23 protein-coding genes are annotated in these 26325 nt (G+C 56.0%); 12 read left to right on the forward strand and 11 right to left on the reverse strand.

All coding sequences use genetic code 11. The annotated features are described in order from the left end of the window. Nucleotides 1-103 precede the first annotated feature (103 nt). Nucleotides 104-271, forward strand: coding sequence for a DUF2897 family protein (locus ABFB52_RS21020; RefSeq protein WP_007950938.1), 168 nt, complete (start codon nucleotides 104-106; stop codon nucleotides 269-271). Between the two features lie 45 nt (nucleotides 272-316). Here ABFB52_RS21020 and ABFB52_RS21025 read toward each other — a convergent pair whose 3' ends face one another. Then, nucleotides 317-1168 carry a DUF1989 domain-containing protein gene (locus tag ABFB52_RS21025; protein WP_129972551.1) on the reverse strand — a complete coding sequence of 284 codons (852 nt, stop codon included), beginning with the start codon at nucleotides 1166-1168 and terminating at the stop codon, nucleotides 317-319. A 175-nt stretch (nucleotides 1169-1343) separates the two neighbouring features. Here ABFB52_RS21025 and ABFB52_RS21030 point away from each other — a divergent pair, with 175 nt between their 5' ends. Beyond that, a complete protein-coding gene (locus tag ABFB52_RS21030) occupies nucleotides 1344-1901 on the forward strand; it encodes a TetR/AcrR family transcriptional regulator (RefSeq protein ID WP_102686472.1) in 558 nt (185 codons plus the stop codon). Here ABFB52_RS21030 and fabF read toward each other — a convergent pair. The 4 genes from fabF to ABFB52_RS21050 form a co-directional block, all read right to left on the reverse strand. Next, nucleotides 1898-3172 (reverse strand): beta-ketoacyl-ACP synthase II, encoded by a 1275-nt coding sequence (gene fabF / locus ABFB52_RS21035; protein ID WP_129972550.1) that lies wholly within the window; start codon nucleotides 3170-3172, stop codon nucleotides 1898-1900. The genes ABFB52_RS21030 and fabF overlap by 4 nt on opposite strands. 32 nt (nucleotides 3173-3204) lie before the next feature. After that, nucleotides 3205-3999, reverse strand: a complete 795-nt coding sequence (locus tag ABFB52_RS21040; protein WP_129972549.1) for an SDR family oxidoreductase — start codon at nucleotides 3997-3999, stop codon at nucleotides 3205-3207. 217 nt (nucleotides 4000-4216) lie between these two features. Beyond that, the gene (locus ABFB52_RS21045; RefSeq protein ID WP_129972548.1) at nucleotides 4217-4552 is read right to left on the reverse strand and encodes a helix-hairpin-helix domain-containing protein; all 336 of its coding nucleotides are present in this window, start codon (nucleotides 4550-4552) and stop codon (nucleotides 4217-4219) included. Between the two features lie 113 nt (nucleotides 4553-4665). Further along, the gene (locus ABFB52_RS21050; protein WP_129972572.1) at nucleotides 4666-6660 is read right to left on the reverse strand and encodes a nucleoside-diphosphate sugar epimerase/dehydratase; all 1995 of its coding nucleotides are present in this window, start codon (nucleotides 6658-6660) and stop codon (nucleotides 4666-4668) included. Nucleotides 6661-7739: 1079 nt separating this feature from the next. Here ABFB52_RS21050 and wecB point away from each other — a divergent pair. From wecB to ABFB52_RS21100, 10 genes are all read left to right on the forward strand, one after another. Then, on the forward strand, nucleotides 7740-8867 hold the full coding sequence (wecB, locus tag ABFB52_RS21055) for a UDP-N-acetylglucosamine 2-epimerase (non-hydrolyzing) (protein ID WP_102686476.1): 1128 nt from the start codon (nucleotides 7740-7742) through the stop codon (nucleotides 8865-8867). A gap of 9 nt (nucleotides 8868-8876) precedes the next feature. Continuing rightward, complete coding sequence (gene wecC / locus ABFB52_RS21060) at nucleotides 8877-10142, forward strand: UDP-N-acetyl-D-mannosamine dehydrogenase (protein ID WP_085744996.1); 1266 nt, start codon at nucleotides 8877-8879, stop codon at nucleotides 10140-10142. Between the two features lie 133 nt (nucleotides 10143-10275). Then, on the forward strand, nucleotides 10276-11520 hold the full coding sequence (locus tag ABFB52_RS21065; RefSeq protein ID WP_085744997.1) for a hypothetical protein: 1245 nt from the start codon (nucleotides 10276-10278) through the stop codon (nucleotides 11518-11520). Between the two features lie 2 nt (nucleotides 11521-11522). Continuing rightward, nucleotides 11523-12002: a serine acetyltransferase gene (locus ABFB52_RS21070; protein ID WP_085744998.1), complete on the forward strand. Its 480-nt coding sequence runs from the start codon at nucleotides 11523-11525 to the stop codon at nucleotides 12000-12002. A 2-nt stretch (nucleotides 12003-12004) separates the two neighbouring features. After that, nucleotides 12005-13627, forward strand: coding sequence for an O-antigen ligase family protein (locus tag ABFB52_RS21075; protein WP_085744999.1), 1623 nt, complete (start codon nucleotides 12005-12007; stop codon nucleotides 13625-13627). Continuing rightward, complete coding sequence (gene asnB / locus ABFB52_RS21080) at nucleotides 13627-15465, forward strand: asparagine synthase (glutamine-hydrolyzing) (RefSeq protein ID WP_129972547.1); 1839 nt, start codon at nucleotides 13627-13629, stop codon at nucleotides 15463-15465. The genes ABFB52_RS21075 and asnB overlap by 1 nt, the downstream gene beginning before the upstream one ends. 51 nt (nucleotides 15466-15516) lie before the next feature. Then, nucleotides 15517-17166, forward strand: coding sequence for a heparinase II/III family protein (locus ABFB52_RS21085; RefSeq protein ID WP_129972546.1), 1650 nt, complete (start codon nucleotides 15517-15519; stop codon nucleotides 17164-17166). A 7-nt stretch (nucleotides 17167-17173) separates the two neighbouring features. Then, the gene (locus tag ABFB52_RS21090; protein WP_085745002.1) at nucleotides 17174-18352 is read left to right on the forward strand and encodes a glycosyltransferase family 4 protein; all 1179 of its coding nucleotides are present in this window, start codon (nucleotides 17174-17176) and stop codon (nucleotides 18350-18352) included. A 2-nt stretch (nucleotides 18353-18354) separates the two neighbouring features. Next, nucleotides 18355-19314: an SDR family oxidoreductase gene (locus tag ABFB52_RS21095; RefSeq protein WP_085745003.1), complete on the forward strand. Its 960-nt coding sequence runs from the start codon at nucleotides 18355-18357 to the stop codon at nucleotides 19312-19314. Next, on the forward strand, nucleotides 19311-20321 hold the full coding sequence (locus ABFB52_RS21100; protein WP_102717099.1) for a glycosyltransferase family 4 protein: 1011 nt from the start codon (nucleotides 19311-19313) through the stop codon (nucleotides 20319-20321). Before ABFB52_RS21095 ends, ABFB52_RS21100 begins: the two co-directional genes overlap by 4 nt. Before the next feature lie 89 nt (nucleotides 20322-20410). On the opposite strand, the gene ABFB52_RS21105 is transcribed toward ABFB52_RS21100, so the two are convergent. The 6 genes from ABFB52_RS21105 to ABFB52_RS21130 form a co-directional block, all read right to left on the reverse strand. After that, complete coding sequence (locus ABFB52_RS21105; protein WP_085745005.1) at nucleotides 20411-20650, reverse strand: LapA family protein; 240 nt, start codon at nucleotides 20648-20650, stop codon at nucleotides 20411-20413. Nucleotides 20651-20674: 24 nt separating this feature from the next. Next, nucleotides 20675-20965, reverse strand: coding sequence for an integration host factor subunit beta (ihfB, locus tag ABFB52_RS21110; RefSeq protein ID WP_085745006.1), 291 nt, complete (start codon nucleotides 20963-20965; stop codon nucleotides 20675-20677). 151 nt (nucleotides 20966-21116) lie between these two features. Continuing rightward, entirely contained in the window at nucleotides 21117-21395 is a 279-nt protein-coding gene (locus ABFB52_RS21115) for a hypothetical protein (protein WP_085745007.1), read from the reverse strand. Between the two features lie 203 nt (nucleotides 21396-21598). Beyond that, complete coding sequence (gene rpsA / locus ABFB52_RS21120) at nucleotides 21599-23284, reverse strand: 30S ribosomal protein S1 (RefSeq protein WP_102717097.1); 1686 nt, start codon at nucleotides 23282-23284, stop codon at nucleotides 21599-21601. A gap of 120 nt (nucleotides 23285-23404) precedes the next feature. Then, nucleotides 23405-24094, reverse strand: coding sequence for a (d)CMP kinase (cmk, locus tag ABFB52_RS21125; RefSeq protein ID WP_085647507.1), 690 nt, complete (start codon nucleotides 24092-24094; stop codon nucleotides 23405-23407). Beyond that, a complete protein-coding gene (locus ABFB52_RS21130; RefSeq protein WP_240868636.1) occupies nucleotides 24091-26298 on the reverse strand; it encodes a bifunctional prephenate dehydrogenase/3-phosphoshikimate 1-carboxyvinyltransferase in 2208 nt (735 codons plus the stop codon). The genes cmk and ABFB52_RS21130 overlap by 4 nt, the downstream gene beginning before the upstream one ends. Nucleotides 26299-26325 lie beyond the last annotated feature (27 nt).

The raw sequence follows: 26325 nt of genomic DNA on the forward strand, positions 1-26325 counted from the left end.
CCGGCCTAGAATGGAACCACTGCGAATGCACTTCGCTCAAAGTGGTATGCAGCGTTGCACGGCGAAACCCTCGCCCGTCGACCTGCCTTTAAGGAGAGCCGTTATGCCCTGGTATGCCTGGTTGATTCTGGTCGTTGCAATCGGCTCGATCGTCGGCGGTCTGATGATGTTGCGTGACACCGCCAACAAGGTCGAACTGACCGATGAACAACGCAAGCGCGTCGCTGAACGCAATGCCGAAGCGGACATCAAGGACGCGCAGGACCGCTGAACGAAAAACCCCGCCAGAATCGGCGGGGTTTGTTTTTTGTGGCGATTACTTTTCCCACTCGGCCTTCGCGATGTGCAAGCCATGCAGGCCTTTGTACGCCGCGCGTTCCGGCTGGCTCCAGCCTTCAAGCAACGCATCGTCCAGACGATAGATTTCCACCCCGAGCGGGCGGCACACGGTCAGCGGATCCTGCGCGTCCGGCCCCCACATCGCCAAAGACAAGTCACCACCTGGACAGGTCGACAACGCGCACAGCAAGTCGATTTCGGCGAAGAACTCCAGATAATCGCCCTTCTGCGCCGGGCAGGCCTTCATGAAATACAGGTCATCGTGATTCAGGCCGGTGCACTGAAAGATGTTCAGCACGTCATGCACATCGAACTCGGTCAGACCGTGTGGAAGTACGGCGCGGGTCAGGTTGGAATGGCAGTGATGGTGGAAATCCTCGCCAGTGAGCATTTTGTTCACATAGGGATCGCAGCGCGTGCCGAGCAAGTCGTGCAGGCGCCCTCCGTGCTCGTCGATGCCGTAGCCGGCCAGACTGTCATCGGTGATGGTCACCAGCGGACGCAGAAAAGGCAGGTTCGACCACAACCGGTCATGAGTGCTGACATGCGCGCCCTGCAGTTGCCGGGTGCGCGCCGCCCACATCCGTTCACGGGGATCGTGCGCGTTCCACACATTGAAATCGCCCACCTGGGGCCCGACCGGTGTGGTGACACGAAACACATGCCCCGCTGGCACGTGCCAGGCACGCCCGGTGCGGATTGGCACTTCGAATTGTTCGATCAGCGTGCGACAGTCCTTGCGGTCGCGAATCCGTTCGTAGAAAGGTGTATTGACCTGTAACGCCGAGCCTTTGCTGACCTGATAGGCGGCTGGGTAGTCTTTGTACATGATTTCTCCTGCTCCTCAAGTGATGGCAACTTTGCAAGCTGCAACCACTATCCGTGCCAACCGTTGATGGCTGTTACGAACATGTCGGAGTCACCGACAGTTTTTTAGAAGTAGAAGTACAGTCACCATTCAATTTGCATTGGTTAAGATGGCGCTCTTGTTGCGGAGAGTTTAAATGCGTTACTCGCAGGATCATAAAGCCCAGACCCATCAGCGCATTATCAAGGAAGCGTCCGAGCGGTTTCGCAAGGACGGCATTGGCGCGACTGGTCTGCAACCTTTGATGAAGGCGCTGGGCTTGACCCATGGCGGCTTTTATTCGCATTTCAAATCGAAGGACGAGTTGGTTGAAAAAGCCCTGCAAGCGGCTGGCGATCAGATTGCGGGCTTGTGCGAGGAGCTGTTCGCCCAGGAAAAACCACTGGAAGCCTTCATCGATACGTACCTCTCCGAATGGCACCAGACCTCACCTCATGAAGGTTGCCCGCTATTGACCATTTCGTCGGAACTTGGACTGCGTGGCCAGCCGAGCCCGACCAGCGATGAAGTGCTCAAGGCGCGCCTGGACCAGGTCGAAGGCGCCCTTGAAGGCGAGAACGCCGCCGAGCGCAGCATCGTCATCATGGCGACGTTGGCCGGGGCGCTCCTGCTGTCACGCAGTGTCGCGAATCCTGAATTTGCGCAGCAGATCCTTGATGTCACCCGCGAACACCTCAAACGCTCGGAAGACTAAGCCTGCCAGCGCTTGAACAGCACACTGGCATTTACCCCGCCGAAGCCGAACCCGTTGGACAACGCATACTCGATCGGCATCGACCGCGCCTGACTGTGGACGATGTCCACGCCTTCGCTGGCCGGATCGGGATTTTCCAGGTTGAGAGTCGGCGGAACGATCTGATCGCGGATCGCCAACAGCGTGAAGATCGCCTCCAGACCTCCCGCCGCACCGAGCAAATGCCCCGTCGCGGATTTGGTCGAGGTCACGGCGATGGAGTTTTGCGTGCCAAACACCGACTTGATCGCCGCCAGTTCACCGAGGTCGCCCACCGGCGTCGAAGTCGCATGGGCGTTCAGATGCTGCACCTGATCCGGCGTGATGCCGGCCTGGGCCAGCGCCAGTTGCATCGCTCGCCGTGCACCGCTGCCGTCCTCCGGCCCGGCGGTCAGGTGATAGGCATCGGCGCTGGTGCCATAGCCGACCAGTTCGACCAACGGCTGTGCGCCGCGCGCCAGTGCGTGCTCCAGCGACTCGATCACCAGCAGCCCGGCCCCCTCGCCCATCACGAAACCATCCCTGCCGCTGTCGAACGGGCGTGAAGCGCGTTCTGGCGTGTCGTTGTAGCCGCTGGACAACGCCCGCGCCGCCGCAAAACCGGCGAGGCTGACTCGATCGATTGATGCCTCGGCACCGCCGCACACTGCAATATCGGCCTCACCGGCACGAATTAGCCGCGCCGCGTCACCGATCGCCTGCACACCGGCGGCACACGCGGTGACCGGTGCACCAAGCGGCCCCTTCAGACCATGCTGGATCGAGACATGCCCCGCCGCAAGGTTGACCAGAAACGAGGGAATGGTGAACGGCGACAAGCGTCGCGGGCCTCGGCTGTCAGTGGTGCGCACCGCATCGGCGATCGCGCCGAAGCCGCCGACACCGGAGCCGATGATGGTGGCCGTGCGCTCCTGAGCGTGGGGCTCGGTCGGGTGCCAGCCGGCCTGTTCAAGCGCCTGCCGGGCAGCCTCCATCGCGAACAGAATGAAACGGTCCATTTTCTTCTGCTCTTTGGGCGGCGTGGCGCGATCCGGATCGAAACCTGCTTCGGCGTCCTCCTCCATCGTCGGCACCACGCCGCCGACCCGGGTCGGCAGATCGGCAATCACCGCTTCCGGCAGGTTCCGCAATCCCGAACGCCCGGCCAGCAAGCGCTGCCAGACGACTTCGACGCCGCTTCCCAAGGGCGATACCAGGCCCATACCCGTGACAACTACTCGACGCTGATCCATATCGGGTTGACCTCTCGTGACTCAAAAGACTTTTACTTGTAACGGCTGGCCGCTGAACTGTGGGACAGATTGGGCGCCATCACATGACGGGCGGCAACGAAGGCTTGCCACTCGCCCGCATCGGGCAACGAAGGAATTGTGACGAGCTCGCCCTGATCCAGACCGGACAGCGCGGCATCGACCATCTCACCCGCCTCCATGACCATTTCCGTCGGGATACCGCTGGCATCAAAACCGGAGCGCTCCCAGATTTCGGTGCGGGTCACACCGGGCAATACCGCTTGCACCTTGACCCCGGTGCCTTCCAGTTCCGCATTAAGCGTTTGGGTGAGGCTCAACACATAAGCCTTGCTGGCACTGTAGGTGGCATTGAAACGCTCAGGAAACAGGGCAACCACCGACGCAATGTTGATGATCGTGCCGCGCCCGGCGCGGGTGAACGCCGAGGCGGCTGCGGCTGCCAGCCGGGTCAGGGTCGTCACGTTCAACTGAATCAGTTTTTCCAGCTCGTCCGGGTCGGCGTTCGCCAGCAATCCGTTGACCGCTACCCCCGCATTGTTGACCAGCAGACTAATGCTGGAGTCGCTGCGCAGACGCTGCTCGAGCTTGAGCACTTCATCCTTTTGCGTCAGATCGGCCTTCAGGACTTCGACCTGTACGCCATGGGCGTCTCGCAGTTTGCTGGCCGCGGACTCCAGGCGCTCCTGATCGCGAGCCACCAGCAACAGATCAAAACCACGTGCCGCCAACCGCTCGGCATACACCGCACCAATGCCGGAAGAAGCGCCAGTGACCAGCGCCGTGCCTTGGGATTTCGGGGAATTCATGACGATACTCCTGGAATGAGTGAGGAATGAGCGACCGCTGAAAAGCAGAGGGCTTCAGTGGCTACTGAAATTATTATAGGCATAATCTGAAACCAATATGATAGCCGTAATTTTCTATTTTCCGACGGAAAGGCTGTCGCCCTCTTGCGACGCTTGAAGGAAGCGGGAAGCAAAAAGGGCCGGTCAATGACCGGCCCCTTGGCGTTGAACAATCAGCTTAGTTCACTTCCAGCTTGTCGCGATTGCGATCCAGGATCGCTTTGCCGATACCCTTCACTTCCAGCAATTCATCCACGGACGCGAACGGCCCGTTTGTTTCACGATAAGCAACAATCGCTTTCGCCTTGGCCTCGCCCACGCCTGCAAGTTCCTTCTGCAGAGTGGCCGCATCGGCGTTGTTGAGATCGACTTTCAGGTTTTGCGCCGTAGCATTGACGTCGATGACCAGCGGTGTTCCATCCACGTTCGGAGCTACTGCTGGCGCAGCAATCACGGCGATCGAGGTGCTGGTGAGAAGGGCAAATACCAGGGAGTAGAAAAAGCCGGTACGCATAGGTGACGCTCCATGAGATCAAGTTGGGAAAGCAGCTTTTCCGTAGCTGCTCTCCAAACCTAGGTCATCCCTGGCGCCTGTCAAAAATGCGTTCGTTACCAGATGTGAAACAATCAGGGTTCCAGACGGCGCTGCTGATAAATCCAATCGACGATTTCACCATCCGGAGAATAGCCACTGACCGTCTCACGCAGGAGCTGACGGACTCGCGAGTAGTCGTCCCGCTCGATCGCAACCAGCAACTCATTCAGTTTTTCCTTGAGCAGATCCCAGTCCAGATAGTCTTCGTTGGCAGTCATGATCATTGGATGAGAGGTCGCTGACACGTTGTCGCCGATCAGCAATTCTTCGTAGAGCTTTTCTCCCGGACGCAGGCCGGAAAACTCTATATCGATATCACCGTGCGGGTTTCTTTCCGAACGCACGCTGAGACCAGACAGGTGAATCATCTTCTCCGCCAGCTCAACGATCTTCACCGGCTCTCCCATGTCGAGGACGAAGACATCCCCCCCTTGCCCCATCGAACCCGCCTGGATGACCAATTGGGCAGCTTCAGGGATTGTCATGAAGTAGCGTGTGATCTTCGGGTGCGTAACCGTGAGCGGCCCACCCGACTTGATCTGCTTGTGAAAAAGCGGGATCACCGAACCGGAGGAGCCCAGTACGTTACCGAATCTCACCATGGTGAAACGGGTCTTGTTGACTTGAGACACGCACGCCTCATCACCGAACAGCACCGGGGCTTTCTCACGACTGAGTGCCTGCAGCGTCAGTTCCGCAAGGCGCTTGGTGCTCCCCATCACGTTGGTTGGGCGTACGGCCTTGTCTGTAGAGATGAGCACGAAATTGGCAACACCCGCCTGCAAGGCAGCCTGCGCGGTGTTCAGGGTGCCAATGGCGTTGTTCAACACGCCCTCGGCGATGTTGTGTTCGACCATCGGTACATGTTTGTAGGCTGCGGCATGGTAAACCGTATCGACATGCCAGGTTTTCATCACGTCGAGCAGCTTGTTTTCATCCCGGACGGAACCGAGGATCGGAAGCAGTTTCACAGACAGGGATTCGCGAGAGATCCTCTGCTCCAGCTCGGAAAGAATACTGTAGAGATTGAACTCGCTGTGTTCGAACAACAAAAGAGTGGTCGGCTGCAACTCAAGAATCTGACGGCACAGTTCAGAGCCGATTGATCCACCGGCGCCCGTTACCATGACGACCTGGCGAGTGATGCAATGCTCCAGCAGATCATCCTGGGCGGGCACGGCATCGCGCCCCAGCAGATCCGCGATATCCACCTCCTGGATATCATCGACCTTGACGCGTCCGCTGGCCAAATCCATGAATCCCGGAACACTGCGAACGTGCAGGGGAAACTTTTCCAGATAACTGAGAATCTCACGACGCCGGCCGCGGTTGGCGGAAGGGATCGCCAACAGAATTTCCTGAGCGCCAGTCGTATCGATCATTTGCTGAATATGCTTGGGCTTGAAAACCTGCAAGCCTGCAATCACACGGCTGGCAATACTGCCATCGTCATCGATGAACGCTACCGGACGCATCGCACGCCCCATGCGCAAGGCAGCGACCAACTGGTTGCCTGCTGCGCCGGCGCCATAGACAGCGACCCGTGGCAAGCCATCGTCGATATTGGCAAATGGAACGTGTTGAGCCGCGACAAACCAGTCGCCGGAAAAATACTGTCGCATCGCAACGCGCAGGCCGCCGATCATCACAAGACTGAGCCACCAGTAATTGAAAATGATGGATCTGGGCACGATGGTTTGATGATTGCTGTACCAGTAGACCACTACGCCGAGAATAAGCGAGGAAAGCGTCACCGCTTTAACGATAGCGATCAGTGCGTCGTTACCGACATAACGCATGACCGCGCGATACATGCCGAATCGAATGAAGAGGGGAATAGCCACTACGGGGGCGCTGAAAAACAACCAGAGGTGCTGTTGAATGGGACTGTTGAGTTCGTCTATTCCCAGACGTACGACAAACGCCATCCACAGAGAAAGCCAGACCAGAAAAACATCGGCAATTACCTGCAAGACCCGCTTGCGTCGGCGAGGAAGGGCTAACAAAACTGCTCTGATATTATCCATAAACGTATCAAACACCCCTTCAAGCTCCTGAAACCGAGAAAAACTATTGCCCATAGACTCAAAATTGAAACGCTCAGATACACAATGCTTCGACCCCGAAGCTTTTGTCCTTCGCTCCTTGTATGGGTCTTTGTGTCGGCGTCATGATACCTAGGTTCTGGCAAAAATCCCTTTAAAACCCTCTGTCTGGATAAAAATGGCCTGCCGCTGATTGCCGACAGTCATGGCAGAAAATCAAAAACCGCCAGTCTTCGGCCAATGCATTGCATTGACTGCCAGGAGGTACCGATCGTCAGGTCGGCATCAGCCGCATGTCACTTCAAGGACGAGAGTGATCGATGCAACGTACCGAAACCGATACATTCGACGTCCCTTCATGGCTTCAGACCTCTTGAAGCCTGATGGACAGCAAAAACGAGAGACCGCGATCCCCAACGCCACAACCTTGGAAAGCGTCGCGCAAAGAAGGCTATAATCGGCGTCGCATTTACATGCGGCACGTTCGATACCGACTAACAGCGGCTTCCAGACGCGCTGATTCATTTCAATTCCCAAGACATGCACGGTTAACACAAACTGAGCGGTTGCCCCTGATGACAAAGATGTCTCTCGACAATGTCGATTACGCCAAAGGAATTACACAGGCTCCCTGCGAGCGACTACTCATGGGAAAAACGCGCTCGCGCGCTCATGAGGGCAAACTGCGCATGCTCTCGGGTCTCCTCCTGGACAAGCGTCCCGACGGTCGATCGACCACGCTGCTCAAGGCATGACTCTGCCCTGCGTGCAATAGCGGCTTCCTGGGTAACGATAAGATACGTCAGACAGTGCAAGATGCCGGAAACGAATCAATCCCGACCAGAAAGCCCATTACCCCTTGAGCGCAACATGTACAGAACATCAATAAACCCAATGAACCTATATAAGACCTGCGGGCTTCAGCATGCCGGTTGAATTACGCGTCATTAGGCTAAACCAAGGAAGAACGGCTCAGTGAGTTATCCAATCGTCCCTCTGCGGACAAGTGGTACGGCATGTACACGCGGTAAATTTCATTTATTTTCAATAGCGGTGTTGTGATGACTTTGAAAACGTTATGTGTGTTCGGCACGCGCCCTGAAGCGATCAAAATGGCTCCCCTGGCGCTGAGCCTTGCTGCCGACGAACGCTTCGAAGCCAAAGTGTGCGTGACCGGTCAGCATCGCCAGATGCTCGACCAGGTACTGGATCTGTTCGAGATCAAGCCTGACTTTGATCTGAACATCATGAAGCCGGGCCAGGATCTGACCGACGTCACCACGGCAATCCTGCAAGGCATGAAAAAGGTCTTTGCCGAATACAAGCCGGATATCGTTCTGGTACATGGCGATACGGCAACCACGTTTGCAACGACACTGGCGGCCTACTACCAGCAGATCCCGGTTGCTCATGTCGAGGCGGGGTTGCGTACCGGCAATCTCTATTCGCCCTGGCCGGAAGAGGCTAACCGCAAACTTACCGGCGCACTGGCAGCGGTCCACTTCGCTCCTACCGAGACCTCCAGACAAAACCTGCTCAAGGAAGGCGTAGCGGAAGCTTCGATTCACGTGACCGGGAACACGGTCATCGACGCCCTGCTGGACGTTGTTTCACGCGTCAGCAACACAGCCTCTCTGCAACAGGCTTTCCACGAGCAGTTTTCGTTCATCGGTGAAGGCAAGCGAGTAATCCTCGTCACCGGCCACCGCCGTGAAAGCTTCGGCGACGGCTTCGAGAACATCTGCAAGGCACTGGCCACTACCGCGAAAGCCTTTCCGGACGTCGAGATTGTCTACCCTGTGCATCTGAATCCGAATGTACGGGAGCCTGTGAATCGTCTTCTGGCAGGCATCGGAAACATCCACCTGATCGAGCCTCTGGAATACTTGCCGTTTGTCTGGCTGATGAATCGCTCTTACCTGATCCTCAGCGACTCGGGCGGCATTCAAGAGGAAGCCCCCTCGCTCGGCAAGCCGGTCCTGGTGATGCGTGATACAACGGAGCGCCCGGAAGCTGTTGAGGCAGGTACCGTAAAACTTGTCGGTACTGCCGTAGACGCAATTACAAGCAACTTGAGCCGCCTGCTGACTGACTCTGATGCCTACGAGCAGATGAGCTACGCTCACAATCCCTACGGTGATGGGAAGGCTTGTGCTCGCATTCTCGAAACTCTTTCCAAAATCCAATAAGGCCAACGTATGAGCTTTGAAACTGTTTCTGTGGTCGGTCTCGGCTACATTGGACTGCCAACGGCAGCCGTTTTCGCCGCCCGCAAGAAAAAGGTGATTGGCGTCGATGTAAACCCCCGCGCTGTCGAAACGATCAATCGCGGTGAAATCCATATCGTCGAACCAGACCTGGATATCGTCGTCCACGCAGCCGTGACCGAAGGTTTCCTGCGGGCCACCACCGTCGCCGAACCGGCAGATGCGTTCATGATCGCCGTTCCTACGCCTTTCAAAGGCGACTATGAGCCCGATCTTGCCTACATCGAATCCGCCAGCAAATCCATCGCTCCGGTTCTGAAGAAAGGCGATCTGGTCATTCTCGAGTCCACTTCTCCAGTGGGTGCGACCGAACAGATGTCCGCGTGGCTGGCAGAGGCCCGCCCGGACCTGACCTTCCCGCAAACCCATGGCGAAGAGTCCGACATTCGTATCGCACACTGCCCCGAGCGCGTTCTGCCGGGTCACGTACTGCGTGAACTGATCGAGAACGATCGCATCATTGGCGGCATGACATCGAAATGCTCCGCAGCTGCCGTGCAACTGTACAAAACTTTCGTTGAAGGCGAGTGCATCATCACGGACGCCCGCACCGCCGAAATGTGCAAACTGACCGAAAACAGCTTCCGTGACGTGAATATTGCATTTGCGAACGAGCTTTCGATCATATGCGACAAGCTGGGTATCAGCGTCTGGGAATTGATCCGTCTGGCCAATCACCACCCACGAGTGAACATTCTGCAACCCGGCCCGGGTGTCGGTGGCCACTGCATCGCCGTGGACCCATGGTTCATTGTCAGCAAGACTCCGGAGCAGGCGCGCCTGATCCGCACAGCTCGTGAAGTGAACGACAGCAAGCCGCAATGGGTGATCGACCAGGTCCAGCAAGCCATCGGCAAGCACCTGCAGGCAAACCCGGACAAGACGGCCAAGGACGTTACAGTCGCCTGCTTCGGATTGGCCTTCAAACCGGATATCGACGACCTGCGTGAAAGCCCGTCCAAGGCAATCACTTTGAAAATTGCCGATGCTCATCCGGGCAAGGTACTGGCCGTCGAACCCAATATCGATCAATTGCCTGCCAACATGGAAGGCAAAGTCACTCTCTGCGATATCGACAGCGCACTGGCTCAAGCAGATGTGATTGTTCTGCTTGTCGACCACAAGCAATTCAAGTCGATCCCGCAAAGCAGCCTGGCGCGTGCAGAGCGAGTCGATACGCGCGGTATCTGGAACTGACCACTTATCGAAACTGAGCGCAGGACCAGGTGTCTCCATGAGTCATCGGGTCCTGCGCACTTCGTTGCTTCGATGAAAACTCCGATGATCATGTGCTCGAATTAGTCATGATGAGATTGAAGAAGGTTGAGACATGGTCAATCTGCTGATTCAGGCGCTGACACTGATTAGTGGCCTGGTAGTAAACTTTGTTATTCCTGGTTTATATGGACTTGAAGCCTATGGCGAGTTCATCAAAGCCAACGTGCTGGTTTTTTTATTTCAGAAACTGCTGGACATCATCAACGAGCAACTTCTTGCAAGCGTTGAACCTGAACACATCCTTGTCACTTCCTTATTTATGGCAAGCCTGATCTTCCTGCTCTTCAGCGGACTAAGTCAGTTGACGGATCTGGGCAATCCCTTGCTGCTCAGCGTCATGCTGCTTAGTTCAGCCTGCCTGCTGTCACTTTTCGGACTGCGACTCTACCGCTGGATCGTCGGGTATCTGATTCTGTTTCTGGGGGTTTTCTTCGCCGCCCTGTTTGTCAGCCATCAGAACATCTGGCCGCTGAGCATCGTGGACATCCTGTGCCTGACCAACCTGATCCCTTGTCTGCTGGCACTGGTTGCGCTGTTTACTCACGGAGCAAAACTACCGCTTGGCAAGCAGCTGGGCTCAACGCTCTGGCAGGTCATTACCCTTCTGCCGCGCATGATCTCCATCACGCTGTTCTTCAACCTGTTCACCAACATACTACCTTACATACTCTCGAAGATCCTGCCGGTTCGTGAGCTGGGACTGTTTCGCGTGATTGTGTCGATCATTCAATCCGCAACCAGTCTTTTCCCCATCAACGTCAGGGCAGTATTTGTTTCGTTCATATCCGGAGGCCAGCGCCAGGAGCAATACCGGATCATCATGTCGATCGCCGTGATGTACTTCGCGCTCGTGGGGTTGTTCGGTTATTTCGTATCGTGGCTCTTTCCCAAATATTCGGGCTATCTGGCCCTGCTCCCCTGCTTGCCGGTTCTCTACTGGGCGGTGGTGACGGAGCGATATCTCATTGCCTCGGGATTTCACCGCAGGGTCATCGCGATAAACGTATCACTGGGTTGTATCGCTGTGGTCTGCATGGTCTTTTTCGTGCAGGGACTTGAGGCCGCAAAAGTATTCTATGCACTGGGGTTCTCCGCTTACCTGCTGACACTGCACCTGTTCTGTCGCCCCGGCATCCAGCTTCCGGTGATTTTCTGGGTGGCAATACTTTCCCCCCTTTCTATAGTCATGGCCAACGTCAGCCTGATCTGGGGCATTTTCTATATGTGCTCCCTGTTGATCATCGCAACCTGGACTCTCCGTCTGCGCCTGGCAGATTTCCGTAAATTGAGGTTTTGAGAATGAACGCAGTCACGCTTTATCGTATTGGACACTGGTTCTATCAACGAAAGATCCCGGTTATTCCGATGCTCATTCGAAATTTCATTTTCCTGATCTTCAATTCGTATGTCCCCGTTTCGGCAAGCATTGGCAAAGGCTCGATCTTCGCTTATGGCGCCATCGGCGTTGTGCTTCACGCAAACGCCAGGATCGGTAGCGGCTGCGTGCTGGGCCAGGGCATCACGATCGGTGCGGCGGAAGGCTTTGCATCCAGCGAAATAAACAAGTGCCCCGTGATTGGCGACAACTGCTATATCAGTGCAGGCGCAAGAATAATCGGCGACATCAAGATCGGGAACAACTGCCAGATTGGCGCGTCCGCCGTCGTACTGAAGGACGTACCAGACAACTCCGTGGTTGTTGGAATTCCCGCTCGAATTGTTGGCCAGACATCTGCTGATTTCAAAGCAATTCGTCCGCGGAAGATGGCCGGAGAATAATGATGAAAGAATCATATTTTAATAAAAACAGTTGCGCGATTGCTGCCGGCGCGGGCACTGCCATTCTTCTTTCACAAGATCCTGGCGCTGCGTTCTACATCGGTACCGCCGGCGTTCTTCTCCTTATTCTCATGGCACTGAAATCGCCTTGGCACGGTTTGCTGGCGCTCTTTCCAATGGCATTTGCCATGCGTCCGGCGCCACCCTCACTGGGCCTGCAGGAGCTATCATTTGCAGCATTGCTGGCCACCGTTTTTGCAGGCAGCCTGCTGCAGCTCCTGCGCACGTACACGTTAAAAGATGCACTGAAGGTATTCGCAGCTCCCCTGCTGGTCGGTCTCCTTATATTGGGCACCAACCTGGCAGTTGCCATGCACAATCACGTTCCCCTCGCCGACTGGGTGAGGGGCGTCATTCCCTTCCTGTTCATCTACGCATTGATCCCTGTCTGCATATTGGTCAGTCAGGATCAAACGCGTATTCACTGGGTAGGCGGCTCAGTAGCGACGCTGGTCTTTCTGACCGCCGGATATATCGTTTTTTACTACTTCTACCAAGGCATCTGGAGACCCTACTGGATCGACCCTGCAGACGCTCAGGCCATCAAACTTACAAAAGAAGCCGCCTTGCACAATGCCAATGCTATCGGCCCCATGCGCGACCGTATAACCATGGTTCTGGCGCAAGCGACCGACAGTCTGCTGCCCGTGGGAATGGCGGCCGGATTTGTCACTTGCATCCTGTCGCGGCAAAAGCAGATCACCGCTGTCGGTGCCTTGATGTCTCTGCTTTGCATGACCGCCGTACTGATCACTTTCACCCGCAGCATGCTGTTGAGCGCACTGCTGGTGATGATGCTTTTTTCCGCCTTCGTTTTTGTGTTTCACGCCCAACTGCGAAAAAAATTGATGGTGAGCGCCACCGCTCTGGGCATCTGCGCGCTGCTGTTCATTTTCGCTACAGGCATGCAGCAGATCTGGCTCGGCAGGATGAGCCTGCTGATCGAGTCTGGCATAGAGACAATCGTTAACTGGAAGCCAAGTGAAGAATCAAAAGCCGGCGACGATGGCATGTTGCAACCCATCGTTCCAACAAAGGAAAATGCCGACTTCAACGTCTCTTCGCGCGTTGTAGAGTATGGCATTGCATGGGACATGTTTAAGTCGCACCCGGTAGCGGGTAACGGACTGGGCATCAAACACGAAATGCGCTGGGAAACATCCAGCGGGGAATCGTTTACCCAATGGGTCGCTTATATTCACAACTGGCCGCTCTATACCTTGATGGTCGGTGGCCTGCTGGGAATCATTACTTATGCGCTGGTCCTGCTGGGCCCGATTGTCCTTCGAGTGACCTCGCTCAGAGTCGAGCCAGCCCACTGGACGATACTGCGATCCGTGGTATTGACCATGGCCATCTACGGCTTGTTTTTCGCCGTTTTCCGCCTGATCACCTTCAACTTGCTGCTCGCTACAGCCTGGGGCCTGATTCTCACCCAAGCGCTCTCGCGAGCGCCGAAAGTTCAAAACGACAGGAAGAGTGTTGATACAGGCGAGGCTTCACCCTCACCGTCGTCGCCTGTGCAAAACACCGCCAATCAAGAAAATATGGAGCTCAAGGCATAATGTGCGGTTTAAGTTTCTTTTGTGTTAAGCAGTCCGCGTCCGACACCAACCTCCAGTTGGAAGCGAGTCTTGCCGTCACAAAACATCGTGGACCGGATGCCTCTGGAACATACTTCACTACCGTTGCGGACTTCCAGGTAGGACTCGGTCACAACCGACTGAGCATTCTGGATCTGACAGCCGCCGGCAGCCAGCCCATGCATGCCGGGAATGGCATCAGCATCATTTTCAACGGCGAAGTCTTCAACCATCACGAGTTGAGGGACGACCTCGTCAAGAAGGGTTATACCTTCAACGGCACGTCCGATACCGAAGTCATCCTGAAGCTGTATGTCGAATACAAGGAACAGGCATTCAAGCAACTGCAAGGAATGTTTTCGCTGGTCATTCTTGACGAGAATGCCAGGAAGTTCTTTCTGGTCAGAGATGTCGTGGGCATCAAGCCGGTTTATTACTATTCAAGCGCCAATGGTTTTTATGCCTGCTCGGAAATACGCGGTCTGAAAAGCTATCCAGAGGTTGTTGCTGAAATCGATAACGATGACGTGTTCGAGTTCTTCAACAATGGGTTCATCTACGAGCCCAACACCGGTTACAAGGCAATCAAGAAAGTACAGCCGGGAACCTATATCGAATTTGACCTGACCACCGGCGCCCGTACAATCGTACGCTACCAGGACATCATCAACTTCAATACTCAACGGTCCATTGCCGACACCATCGAGTCTGCGGTCACCCGTCAATTGGAAGCTGATGTTCCGGTAGGGGTGTTTTTCAGCGGCGGCGCCGACTCCAGCATTCTTGCGAACTACACTGGAGCTGCGGACCTGTTTTTCGCGAAATACGAAGAAACCGAAGACTCCGCGGTGGACATGAAGTTTTCTGCCGACATCGCCAAGCACTTGGGCAAAGAACTTAAAGTTACCGAAATTCTCGACGCGAACGACAATCCGTTTGAATCCATCGACTTCGTCGCCAAAAATACTGAAGAGCTAGTGTCGGATTATACGTTCTGGGCCACCTACCGACTGTCCGACGAGGCCAGGAAGAGCGGATATACCGTAATGCTCAGCGGAATGGGTGGCGACGAAGCGTTTGCCGGATACCCCCGATACAAGGTCCTCAAGCACCACAATCTGATCCGCGCGGTCTACCCGCTGCTCAAGTCGTTGCTGAAGCTCAATCTTTTCCCGAAAAAACTCGACAAGAAGTTCGAGCGACTCGTCTCGTACGCCCAGGAAAGTTATTGGCCGCTGGCGTATTCGCGGATGCTCGGCTATTTCTCAAAACAGGAACTCAGCAATTTCTTCTCCAACTACTCGACACTGGAAAACACGTACAAACAGCGCCTGGACAATGTGCTGAGCCAGTACAAAGGCGATGTGGACGATAAAGTGAAATGCGCACAGCATTTCGACATGACCGGGTTCCTGAGTCACAACCTGGGCGTTTCCGACAAGGCAAGCATGCTGGCAAGCATCGAACTCAGAGTGCCGTTGCTGGATGAGCGCGTCGTTGCCAACGGGTTCGCAACCTCCAGTGCCGATCTGTTGAAAGACGGCGCGCCTAAAGCACCGCTCAAGACGCTCTTGAAAAGCCTGCTCCCCTCCACGCTGGTCAACCGTCCGAAAACCGGGTTCAACCCTCCTCTGGACGGGATCATTCTGCGCCTGGGTGCGGAACGCCTGGCATCTGAATTCCAGCGAATCTATCAATTCCTCAATCGCGAGGAAGTTGAGCGGCTGATAAAGAGTCACTTTTCCGGTGCCGCCAATAACACCTACAAACTCTGGCAACTTCTGTATTTTGAACGCTGGCTCAAATTCAACTTCGCTTGAGTAGCTCGAAAATACATTACAACGAATCAACCATTTGAATCAGTGACTCATATGCGCAACGCACGGATAGCCCGGCTCACAAAGCTCTACCACACTGCCAAAGTGCTGCGACCGGAGCAGATTCTCTATCGAATCTACTATCGTTTTGCCAAGATCAAACCGTATGCCGCAACACCGGCGAGCAAGAACCCGTCCTTTGATCTGGCCAATCCACCTCGCTGGAATTCATCGCGCATAACCGAAGACGGGCAGTTCGACTTCATGGGCAGCAAGGCGGCCATCGAATGGCACAACGAGGCGCTGCCAAAGATCTGGCAATACAATCTGCATTATCTGGATCACCTGACCGCCCGCCAGGAACATGATTCATCCCTCTCGGAAACGGATCTGGTCAACAGCTGGATCACGGCCAACCCGCCGTTCGCCGGCTGTGGCTGGGAACCTTATACGCTGTCCCTCAGGATCGTTAACCTGGTCAAGTGGTTGCAAATGCAGCCGCATCTGGATCAGCGCTGGCTGGAAAGCCTGGCAGTGCAGACACACGCACTGTCACAACGGATTGAATATCACATCCTCGCAAATCACTTGTTCGTGAATGGCAAGGCGCTGGTTTTCGCGGGCAGCTTTCTGCAGACCGGGGAGGCCGGGAACTGGCTGAAAACCGGACTGAAGATTCTGGACAGAGAGGTGAAGGAGCAATTCCTGACAGATGGGGCGCATTTCGAACTGTCGCCCATGTACCACGCCTCGTTGCTTTGGGACATGTGCGACCTGCTCAATCTGGCACTCAATGCCAAAATCGACGCACTGAAAAGCCGTGCACCCGAGTGGCGCCGAGTGATCGAGCAAGGAATCATCTGGCTGCGCAGCATGCAGCATCCTGATGGCGAAATCCCCTTCTTCAATGATTGCGCCCTCGGCATTGCTCCTGCCCTGCGCGACATCGAAGGTTATGCCGCCTTGCTGGGTTGCCAGCCACCGGCAGACGCAGCGGACACTTCTTCGATCGGTGCCATTTGCCATGCCGAAAGCGGGTTTGCGCACATAGCGTTCGGTGAGGGCAGCAAAGCACTCTTGAACTTTGCACAAGTCGCTCCCGTTTATCAGCCCGGCCATACTCACGCAGATACGTTGAGCTTCGAGTTGAGCGTATTCGGGCAGCGAGTATTCGTTAACTCCGGCACATCGCAATACGGCGAGGACAGCGAGCGTCATCGTCAACGCAGTACCGCCGCTCATAACACCGTAGAGATCGATGGCGAAAACTCCTCGGAGGTCTGGGCCGGCTTCAGGGTCGCCCGCCGCGCCCGCGTCAGCCTGAGCACCTTCGAGAGCACCGGTGAATCCGTTCGCATCGTTTGCTCACATGACGGCTACCAGCGCCTGAAGGGCAAGAACCTTCACACGCGGGAGTGGAACGCCACCAGGAACACGCTACAGATCAACGATTCGGTAACGGGCGCCTTTGACAAGTCGATCGCAAGATTCCACCTCCACCCCGAGGCGTCAGTGACTCAGAATGACAACGGCCTGACAATCACCCTGGCTTCTGGAGAGACAGTCTCTGTCTCCATCTCGGGCGCGGCATGCATCAGCATTGCGAACACAACCTGGCACCCGGAGTTCGGCAAGTCCGTGGCGAACCAATGCATCGTTGTCGAACTATCATCAGACACACTTATTACCCGCGTAACGTGGTGAGGCTTATTTGAAACTTTTAGTCCTGAGTTTTTATTATCAGCCGGATCTGTCCGCCGGCTCATTCCGCACCACGGCACTGGTAAAGGCATTGCTGGATAAATTGCCGGCTGATGCCCATATCGAACTGATCACGACACTGCCCAATCGCTACAGCTCATTCAGCAGCGAAGCGCCCGAGCTTGAAGAACATCCGCGCCTGACCATACGCCGTATCGCCCTGCCCGCTCACAAAAGCGGGATGGTCGATCAGGCAAAAGCGTTTCTGGTCTACGCCAGACATGTGCGCAACTTCGCTCGCGGCAAGCACTACGACCTTGTTTATGCAACGTCTTCACGCCTGATGACCGCAACACTTGGAGCCGTCATTGCCCGCAGCAAGAAAACACCACTGTACCTCGACATCCGTGACATTTTCGTGGACACCATCAAGGACGTTCTATCCGGGAAGATGGTGCGGTTCATCAAACCGATCCTCTCGTTGCTCGAACGCTTCACGATAAAGTCGGCGCGCAAAGTCAACCTGGTCTCAGCAGGCTTTCTTCCTTACTTCAAATCCAGATACCCGGACCAGAAGTATTCGCTGTTTACCAACGGTATCGATGACGAATTCCTCAACCTGCCGATTGTGAACACCGAAGACAACCAGGACCGCATTCTGGATGTGGTGTACGCAGGAAACTTCGGGGAAGGTCAGGGCCTTCACAACATCATCCCTCAACTGGCAAAACGCCTTGAAGGAAAGGTGCGATTCAAGGTAATCGGTGATGGCGGCCGACTGGCTGCATTGAAAGACGCCATCAATGCGTCCAAGTGCAACAATGTCGACCTGCTGAGCCCGGTCAAACGCGACGAACTGATCGGCGTCTACCAATCAGCGGACATATTGTTTCTGCACCTGAATGACTACGATGCATTTCGTAAAGTATTGCCGTCCAAGCTGTTCGAATATGCTGCCCTGGGAAAACCGATCTGGGCGGGCATTGCAGGCTACGCGGCAGAGTTTGTGACCGAGCACATCGAAAATGCATCGGTATTTGCACCTTGTGATGTCGATGCGGCGGTCGAATCCTTCGAAAGACTGACGATCTCCACGACCCCACGCGCGGCCTTTATCGATCGGTTCTCCAGAGCGAATATCATGCGCGACATGGCTGTAGATGTAATCTCCACATCGGAAGTTTCCTGATCATGCGAATTCTACTTACAGGCGCAACGGGCTTTGTGGGACGCGGCCTGACACCTCTGCTGCTGGAGCAGGGTCATGAGGTTACCGCTGCTGTTCGCAAAAACTCGAATGAGCTCGACTCCCGTGCAACTCAGGCGCTGATCAGCGATCTGTCCAGCGAGCAGAACTGGATGTCGGTGCTGAGCGGACATGATGTCGTCATCCATTCGGCTGCCCGCGTGCATGTCATGAGCGACGAGTCATCCGACCCTCTTGCCGAATACCGCAAGACCAATGTCGAGGGCACGTTGAATCTCGCCCGGCAATCGGCTGAAGCAGGCATCCGAAGATTCATCTTCATCAGCTCAGTGAAAGTCAACGGCGAGAGCACAACCCCAGGCAACCCTTACAGCGCTGAAAGCCAACCTGTGCCTCTTGATCCCTATGGGATTTCAAAACTTGAGGCCGAACAGGGACTACGTGCGCTTTCCACAGAAACCGGGATGGAAGTAGTCATCATCCGTCCCGTACTGGTTTATGGGCCAGGTGTACAGGCCAACTTTCTCAGCATGATGCGCTGGCTCCACAAAGGCGTGCCGCTGCCATTCGGCGCACTTCACAACCGCCGCAGCCTCGTCGCACTGGACAATCTCACTGACCTGATTGCGACTTGCGTAGTCCATCCTGCTGCTGCGAACCAGACTTTCATGGTCAGCGATGGCGAAGACCTATCGACTACCATGCTTCTTCGGCGCATGGGCGCTGCGTTGGGCAAACCTGTCCGAATGCTGCCAATCCCCGGCTGGGTACTTGAAACCGGGGCATCGATGCTGGGCAAGCAAGCCCTGGCACAACGACTGTGCGGTTCACTTCAGGTAGATATTGAAAAAACACGTACCCTTTTGAACTGGACCCCGCCCGTCTCTGTCGATGAGGCGCTGCGTAAAACGGCTAAACACTTTCTGGACCTGCGAATCAAATGAATATGTGGTGGTTATTACCGGCTTGCGCCGTCGTTGCACTGTTTCTGACCGGAGCCCTACGGCAATATGCGCTGGCTAAAAGCCTTATAGACGTGCCCAACGCCCGAAGCTCCCACGCCGTCCCCACCCCAAGAGGTGGCGGCGTTGCGATCGTTGTGAGCTTTCTGGTCGCACTGATATTGGCGACAAGCATGGGTGCCATCACTTTGCCGACGATGTGGGCATTGATGGGGGCAGGTGTCGGCATCGCAGTACTGGGCTTTCTGGATGATCACGGCCATATCGTCGCCCGCTGGCGTTTGCTGGGTCATTTCATTGCAGCCATTTGGGCACTTTACTGGATAGGCGGCTTACCACCTCTGACGATCTTCGGATTCGTATTTGACCTGGGTTGGGTTGGCAATGTATTGGCCGCGTTTTATCTGGTCTGGCTGCTGAACCTGTATAACTTCATGGATGGTATTGATGGCATTGCCAGCGTCGAGGCGATTTTTGTTTGCCTGGGTGCAACGTTGCTTTATTGGCTGACGGGCAATGGTGTATTGGCCCTCCTCCCGCTTCTGCTTGCCTTCGCAGTGTCCGGTTTTTTGTATTGGAACTTCCCGACAGCTCGCATCTTCATGGGGGATGCTGGTAGCGGCTTCCTCGGGATCACTCTGGGCGTCCTCTCCCTGCAGGCTGCCTGGGCCGCACCACAATTGCTGTGGAGCTGGCTGATTCTGCTGGGCGTGTTTATCGTCGATGCAACCTGGACTTTGTTCCGCCGGCTGCTACGGGGAGAAAAAGTCTACGAAGCTCACCGTAGCCATGCTTATCAATTCGCTTCTCGAAAATACAAAAAGCACCTGCCCGTCACGCTGGGCGTTGCCGCGATCAATCTTTGCTGGCTGTTGCCGATTGCGCTATTGGTGGCTAACGGTTACCTGGACGGTCTGCTGGGGGTTCTGATTGCTTATGTGCCATTAGCAGCGCTGGCAGTGAAGTTCAATGCTGGAGGCAAGGAATAAGCCAGTGATGATTTAGTATTTTGTTGCAGAAACAATTGAGGGGAAGCCATGGCTTCCCCTCTTTATTCTGCTCAGGAAACTTAAAAAATCTAAATCGAAGGTTTGCGCCGAGCGCGTAGAGCACGACCCAATAACAGACGTAACAGAGGGCCGATGATCATACCGACCAAGAGTGCCGCCAACATTACGACAGAAGCGGGTAAATGAGGTGCTTCCCAACCGAGAAACAGCAGGGATACTGTTTGCTGATTTTCAAGTACAAATGCCAGGATTACCAGAACCAGCAGCAGTAGAAATCCTCCCAAGAGGATTCGTTTGAGATTAGTCATAAACTGCTTCCCTGGTCATATCTACTATTCATCCTCTTCCTCATTCACTCGATCCCGAAGCTCTTTGCCTGGCTTGAAATGGGGAACGAACTTTCCGTCAAGACTGACAGACTGCCCTGTCTTCGGGTTGCGGCCGACTCGCGGCGCACGATAGTGCAAGGAGAAGCTGCCAAAGCCACGGATCTCGATACGATCACCTGTGGCAAGGCACTGGGACATTTGCTCAAGCATGGTCTTGATGGCCAGCTCAACATCCTTGGATGAGAGCAGCCCCTGATGGGTGACAATTCGTTCGATCAACTCCGACTTCGTCATATTTTTCCCTTCTTTTTCAAGCAGCTAGATCAGCGCTTGAAAGGTTTTAGCACGCCCGGAAGATTTTGAACAGCCCAGGGCTTGACATATCTTTCCGCTCGCCGAAACGCCCATTTTCAGGGCATCGGATCGCATGCACGCCAACGCTCACTCACCGACAAATCACCAGCATGGTTCGAGTGACATAGCCGGCAGGATTGAAACCAAAGGGAAACTCATCCTCATCCCGCGCATCATCAGATCGCGTGATCACCTTGTAACCCGCCCCCTTGCATTCCTTGGCTGCGCGCTTCTGACACCTCTCCCAGCCCGAACCCAAGCCGGAGCAGTCAACCTCGATACCGCTGACTCCGCGCACCGCATGAGTCTTGGCGCTAGTCGTACAGCCTGCCAACACCAACATACCCAACAGAACTATAAACTTGTTCATTCACATCCTTATGCCAGGCGCCTGCCCGACTACTGCGATCTTCAGACTAAGCCTAGACGCGAATAGACGATTGATCCGATTAAAGAAACAGACCGCCCGGCAAAGGAAATGGTTTCACCCGTATAACCAGAGAGCGAGGCTTACCAAATCGAAGGCACAAAAAAGGGCGACCGAAGTCGCCCTTTTTAATGATCAGACAGAACTCAGTTCTGTTTGGCCATTGCTTGACGCAGCAGTGCCGCCATGGTGGTGTCAGCTGCTTCGCCTTCCGGAGCGGTTTTCAGGCTCTGGATAGCTTCTTTTTCTTCAGCATCGTCTTTCGATTTGATCGACAGCTGGATTACGCGGCTCTTACGATCAACGCTGATGATCTTGGCTTCTACTTGCTGGCCTTCTTTCAGAACGTTGCGCGCGTCTTCAACGCGGTCACGGCTGATTTCGGAGGCTTTCAGAGTCGCTTCGATATCGTCGGCCAGAACGATGATGGCGCCTTTGGCGTCAACTTCTTTCACGGTGCCAGTAACGATTGCGCCTTTGTCGTTAACCGAGACGTACTCGGAGAACGGATCGCTTTCCAGTTGCTTGATACCCAGGGAGATACGCTCACGCTCCGGGTCAACCGACAGGATAACGGTGTCCAGCTCGTCGCCCTTCTTGAAACGACGTACGGCTTCTTCGCCCACTTCGTTCCAAGAGATGTCGGACAGGTGAACCAGACCGTCGATGCCGCCGTCCAGACCAATGAAGATACCGAAATCGGTGATCGACTTGATGGTGCCGGAGATCTTGTCGCCCTTGTTGAACTGGCCAGAGAAGTCTTCCCATGGGTTCGACTTGCACTGCTTGATGCCCAGGGAGATACGACGACGCTCTTCGTCGATGTCCAGAACCATGACTTCCACTTCGTCGCCGACTTGTACGACTTTCGAAGGGTGGATGTTCTTGTTGGTCCAGTCCATTTCCGAAACGTGTACCAGACCTTCAACGCCTTCTTCCAGCTCAGCGAAGCAGCCGTAGTCGGTCAGGTTGGTTACACGAGCGGTAACGCGAGTGCTTTCTGGGTAACGGGCTTTGATAGCAACCCATGGATCTTCGCCCAGTTGCTTCAGGCCCAGGGAAACACGATTGCGCTCGCGATCGTACTTCAGAACCTTGACGTCGATCTCGTCGCCAACATTGACGATTTCGGAAGGGTGCTTGATACGCTTCCACGCCATGTCGGTGATGTGCAGCAGGCCGTCCACGCCACCCAGATCGACGAATGCGCCGTAATCGGTGAGGTTTTTGACGATACCTTTGACTTGCTGGCCTTCCTGCAGGGATTCCAGCAGAGCTTCACGCTCGGCGGAGTTCTCGGCTTCCAGGACGCTGCGACGGGAAACGACAACGTTGTTGCGCTTCTGGTCCAGCTTGATGACCTTGAATTCCAGCTCTTTGCCTTCCAGGTGCGTGGTGTCGCGCACTGGACGGACGTCAACCAGGGAACCTGGCAGGAACGCACGGATGCCGTTAACGTCGACAGTGAAGCCGCCTTTAACCTTACCGTTGATAACGCCCTTGACCACTTCCTCGGCTGCGAAGGCTGCTTCCAGAACGATCCAGCATTCAGCGCGCTTGGCTTTTTCACGGGACAGCTTGGTTTCGCCGAAACCGTCTTCAACCGAGTCCAGAGCAACGTGAACTTCGTCACCGACGTTGATGTTCAGTTCGCCAGCGTCGTTGTAGAACTGCTCCAGAGGGATCAGTGCTTCGGACTTCAGGCCAGCGTGAACGGTTACCCAGCGAGCTTGGTAATCGATATCAACGATAACACCGGTGATGATGGAGCCTGCCTGAAGGTTCAGGGTCTTTAGGCTTTCTTCAAAGAGTTCCGCAAAGCTTTCGCTCATTTTAATTCCTGTTGATTAGGACGAAAAATACGCCCGTCTCCACATCCCAGACGATGCGGGTCAGTTTCATTTAAAGGAAGCCACCGCAGGACTATGACTGGTCCCCTGCGGCCTTCCTGGTCACCCGGCGATATCGCGAATGGCGATCTCGCTCATGATGCGTTCCAGCACCTGATCGATGGACAACTCCGTGGAATCCAGCTGTATGGCGTCAGCCGCCGGCTTGAGCGGGGCCACCGCTCGCTGGGTATCACGCTCGTCGCGCGCACGGATCTCATCTAGCAGACTCGACAGACTAACACCCTCGACTTTGCCCTTCAACTGCAAATATCGACGGCGCGCCCGCTCCTCGGCACTGGCGGTCAGGAAAATCTTCAGGGGCGCATTCGGAAATACCACCGTGCCCATGTCGCGACCATCGGCCACCAGGCCCGGCGATTCCTGGAAAGCACGCTGGCGCTGCAGCAGCGCCTCGCGCACGGCCGGCAATGCAGCCACCTGAGAAGCGCCGGATCCGACGCTTTCAGTGCGGATGACATCGCTGACTTCGTCACCTTCCAGAATGATGCGTTGCAGCTGACCGTCGGTCGCCGCGATGAACTGCACATCCAGATGAGCGGCCAGTTTCTTCAGCAGCTCTTCATTGGTCAGGTCGACACCATGGTTGTGCGCAGCAAACGCCAGCAGGCGATACAGCGCACCGGAATCCAGCAGATTCCAGCCCAGACGCTTGGCCAGAATCCCGGCTACGGTGCCTTTGCCCGAGCCGCTTGGCCCATCGATGGTGATGACCGGAGCAATATTGTTCACGACTGAGCCTCTTGCGCCACACGAATGCCGACCTGTGCGCACAGCGCCAGGAAGTTCGGGAACGATGTCGCGACGTTGGCGCAGTCATGGATGCGGATCGGTGCCGTGGCGCGCAGCGAGGCCACGCTGAAAGCCATCGCGATACGGTGATCGCCATGACCATGCACTTCGCCGCCGCCGATCTGGCCGCCGTCGATGATGATGCCGTCCGGGGTCGGTTCGCACTTGACGCCCAGCGCCAGCAGACCGTCCGCCATGACCTGGATACGGTCCGACTCCTTGACCCGCAGCTCTTCGGCGCCGGTCAGCACGGTACGCCCTTCGGCACAGGCCGCGGCCACGAACAGCACCGGGAATTCGTCGATCGCCAGTGGAACCAGCGCTTCCGGAATCTCGATACCCTTGAGTTTAGCCGCTCGCACGCGCAGGTCGGCAACCGGCTCGCCACCCACTTCACGCTGGTTTTCCAGAGTGATGTCGGCGCCCATCAGGCGCAGGATGTCGATCACACCGGTACGGGTCGGGTTGATGCCGACGTGCTCGAGTACCAGTTCCGAGCCTTCAGCAATCGACGCCGCCACCAGGAAGAATGCCGACGACGAGATATCGCCCGGCACTTCAATGTGGGTCGCGGTCAGCTTGCCGCCGGACTCAACCGATGCCGTGGCACCGTTGACGCTCACCGGATAGCCGAAGCCGCGCAGCATGCGCTCGGTGTGGTCACGGGTCGGAGCCGGCTCGGTAACGGTGGTCTTGCCTTCGGCGTACAGACCCGCCAGCAGCAGGCAGGATTTAACCTGGGCACTGGCCATCGGCATGGTGTAGGTCAGGCCTTTGAGCTTGTGACCGCCACGAATGGTCATCGGTGGACGACCCTCGGCAGCGGTTTCGATCACGGCACCCATTTCCCGCAGCGGGTTGGCGACGCGGTTCATCGGGCGCTTGGACAGCGAAGCGTCACCAGTCAGGGTGCTGTCGAAGTCCTGCGCGGCCAGCAGGCCGGACAGCAGGCGCATCGAAGTGCCGGAGTTGCCCAGATAGATCGGGCCCGGCGCAGGCTTCAGGCCATGCAGGCCGACACCGTGGATGGTCACGCGGCCGTGATGCGGGCCTTCGATGACCACGCCCATGTCGCGGAACGCCTGCAAGGTCGCCAGGGCGTCTTCGCCCTCGAGGAAGCCTTCGACTTCGGTGACGCCTTCAGCCAGGGAACCGAGCATGATCGAACGGTGGGAAATCGATTTGTCACCCGGTACGCGAATCCGACCGGACAGGCGGCCACCAGGTTGAGCCAGGAAAATCAGATCGTTGGAATTCATAGCGTCCACATAGGCCCTGCGGGCCAGGATTTTACTGAAATGCTCGCGGGCAACCCGGGCGCGCGTGAAGACGCCCAACAATTGGTGCCCATCCCCTGCATCGACCGCGTCGCGCAAGGCGTCGAGGTCGCTGCGAAATGTATCGAGTGTGCGCAGGACAGCCTCGCGGTTGGCGAGAAAGATGTCATGCCACATGACCGGGTCGCTTCCGGCGATTCTTGTGAAATCACGGAAACCGCCCGCAGCGTAACGGAAGATCTCAAGGTTTTCATTGCGCTTGGCCAGCGAATCGACCAGACCGAAGGCCAGCAGGTGCGGCAGATGACTGGTCGCAGCCAGCACTTCATCGTGACGCTCGACCTGCATGTGCTCAACGTCGGCACCCAGCTCGCGCCACAAGCGATCAACCACCGCCAGGGCAGCCGGATCGGTCTGCTCCAGCGGGGTCAGAATCACTTTATGACGGCGGAACAGTTCCGAGTTGGAGGCTTCCACCCCGCTCTGCTCGGAACCGGCAATCGGATGGCCCGGCACGAAACGCGCCGGCATGCCGCCGAACGCTTCGGTCGCCGCGCGCACCACATTGCCCTTGGCGCTGCCGACATCCGTCAGGATCGCCTGCCCCAGATCCATACTGGCCAGACGGGCCAGCACTTTTTCCATGGCCAGGATCGGTACCGCCAACTGGATCACGTCCGCGCCCTGGCAAGCCGCTGCCAGATCATCTTCGCAGCGATCCACCACGCCCAACTCGACCGCCAGCTTGCGCGATTGCGGATCGAGATCGACCCCGACCACTTCGCGGCACACGCCGCTTTCACGCAAACCTTTGGCAAACGAACCACCGATCAACCCCAGACCGACCACCACCAGGCGCCCGATCATAGGTGCAGCAGATTGCAGCGCAGTGAC

The sequence above is a fragment of the Pseudomonas sp. 9.2(2024) genome (genome assembly GCF_039695385.1).
In the GTDB taxonomy this organism is placed as follows: Bacteria; Pseudomonadota; Gammaproteobacteria; order Pseudomonadales; family Pseudomonadaceae; genus Aquipseudomonas; species Aquipseudomonas paraglycinae.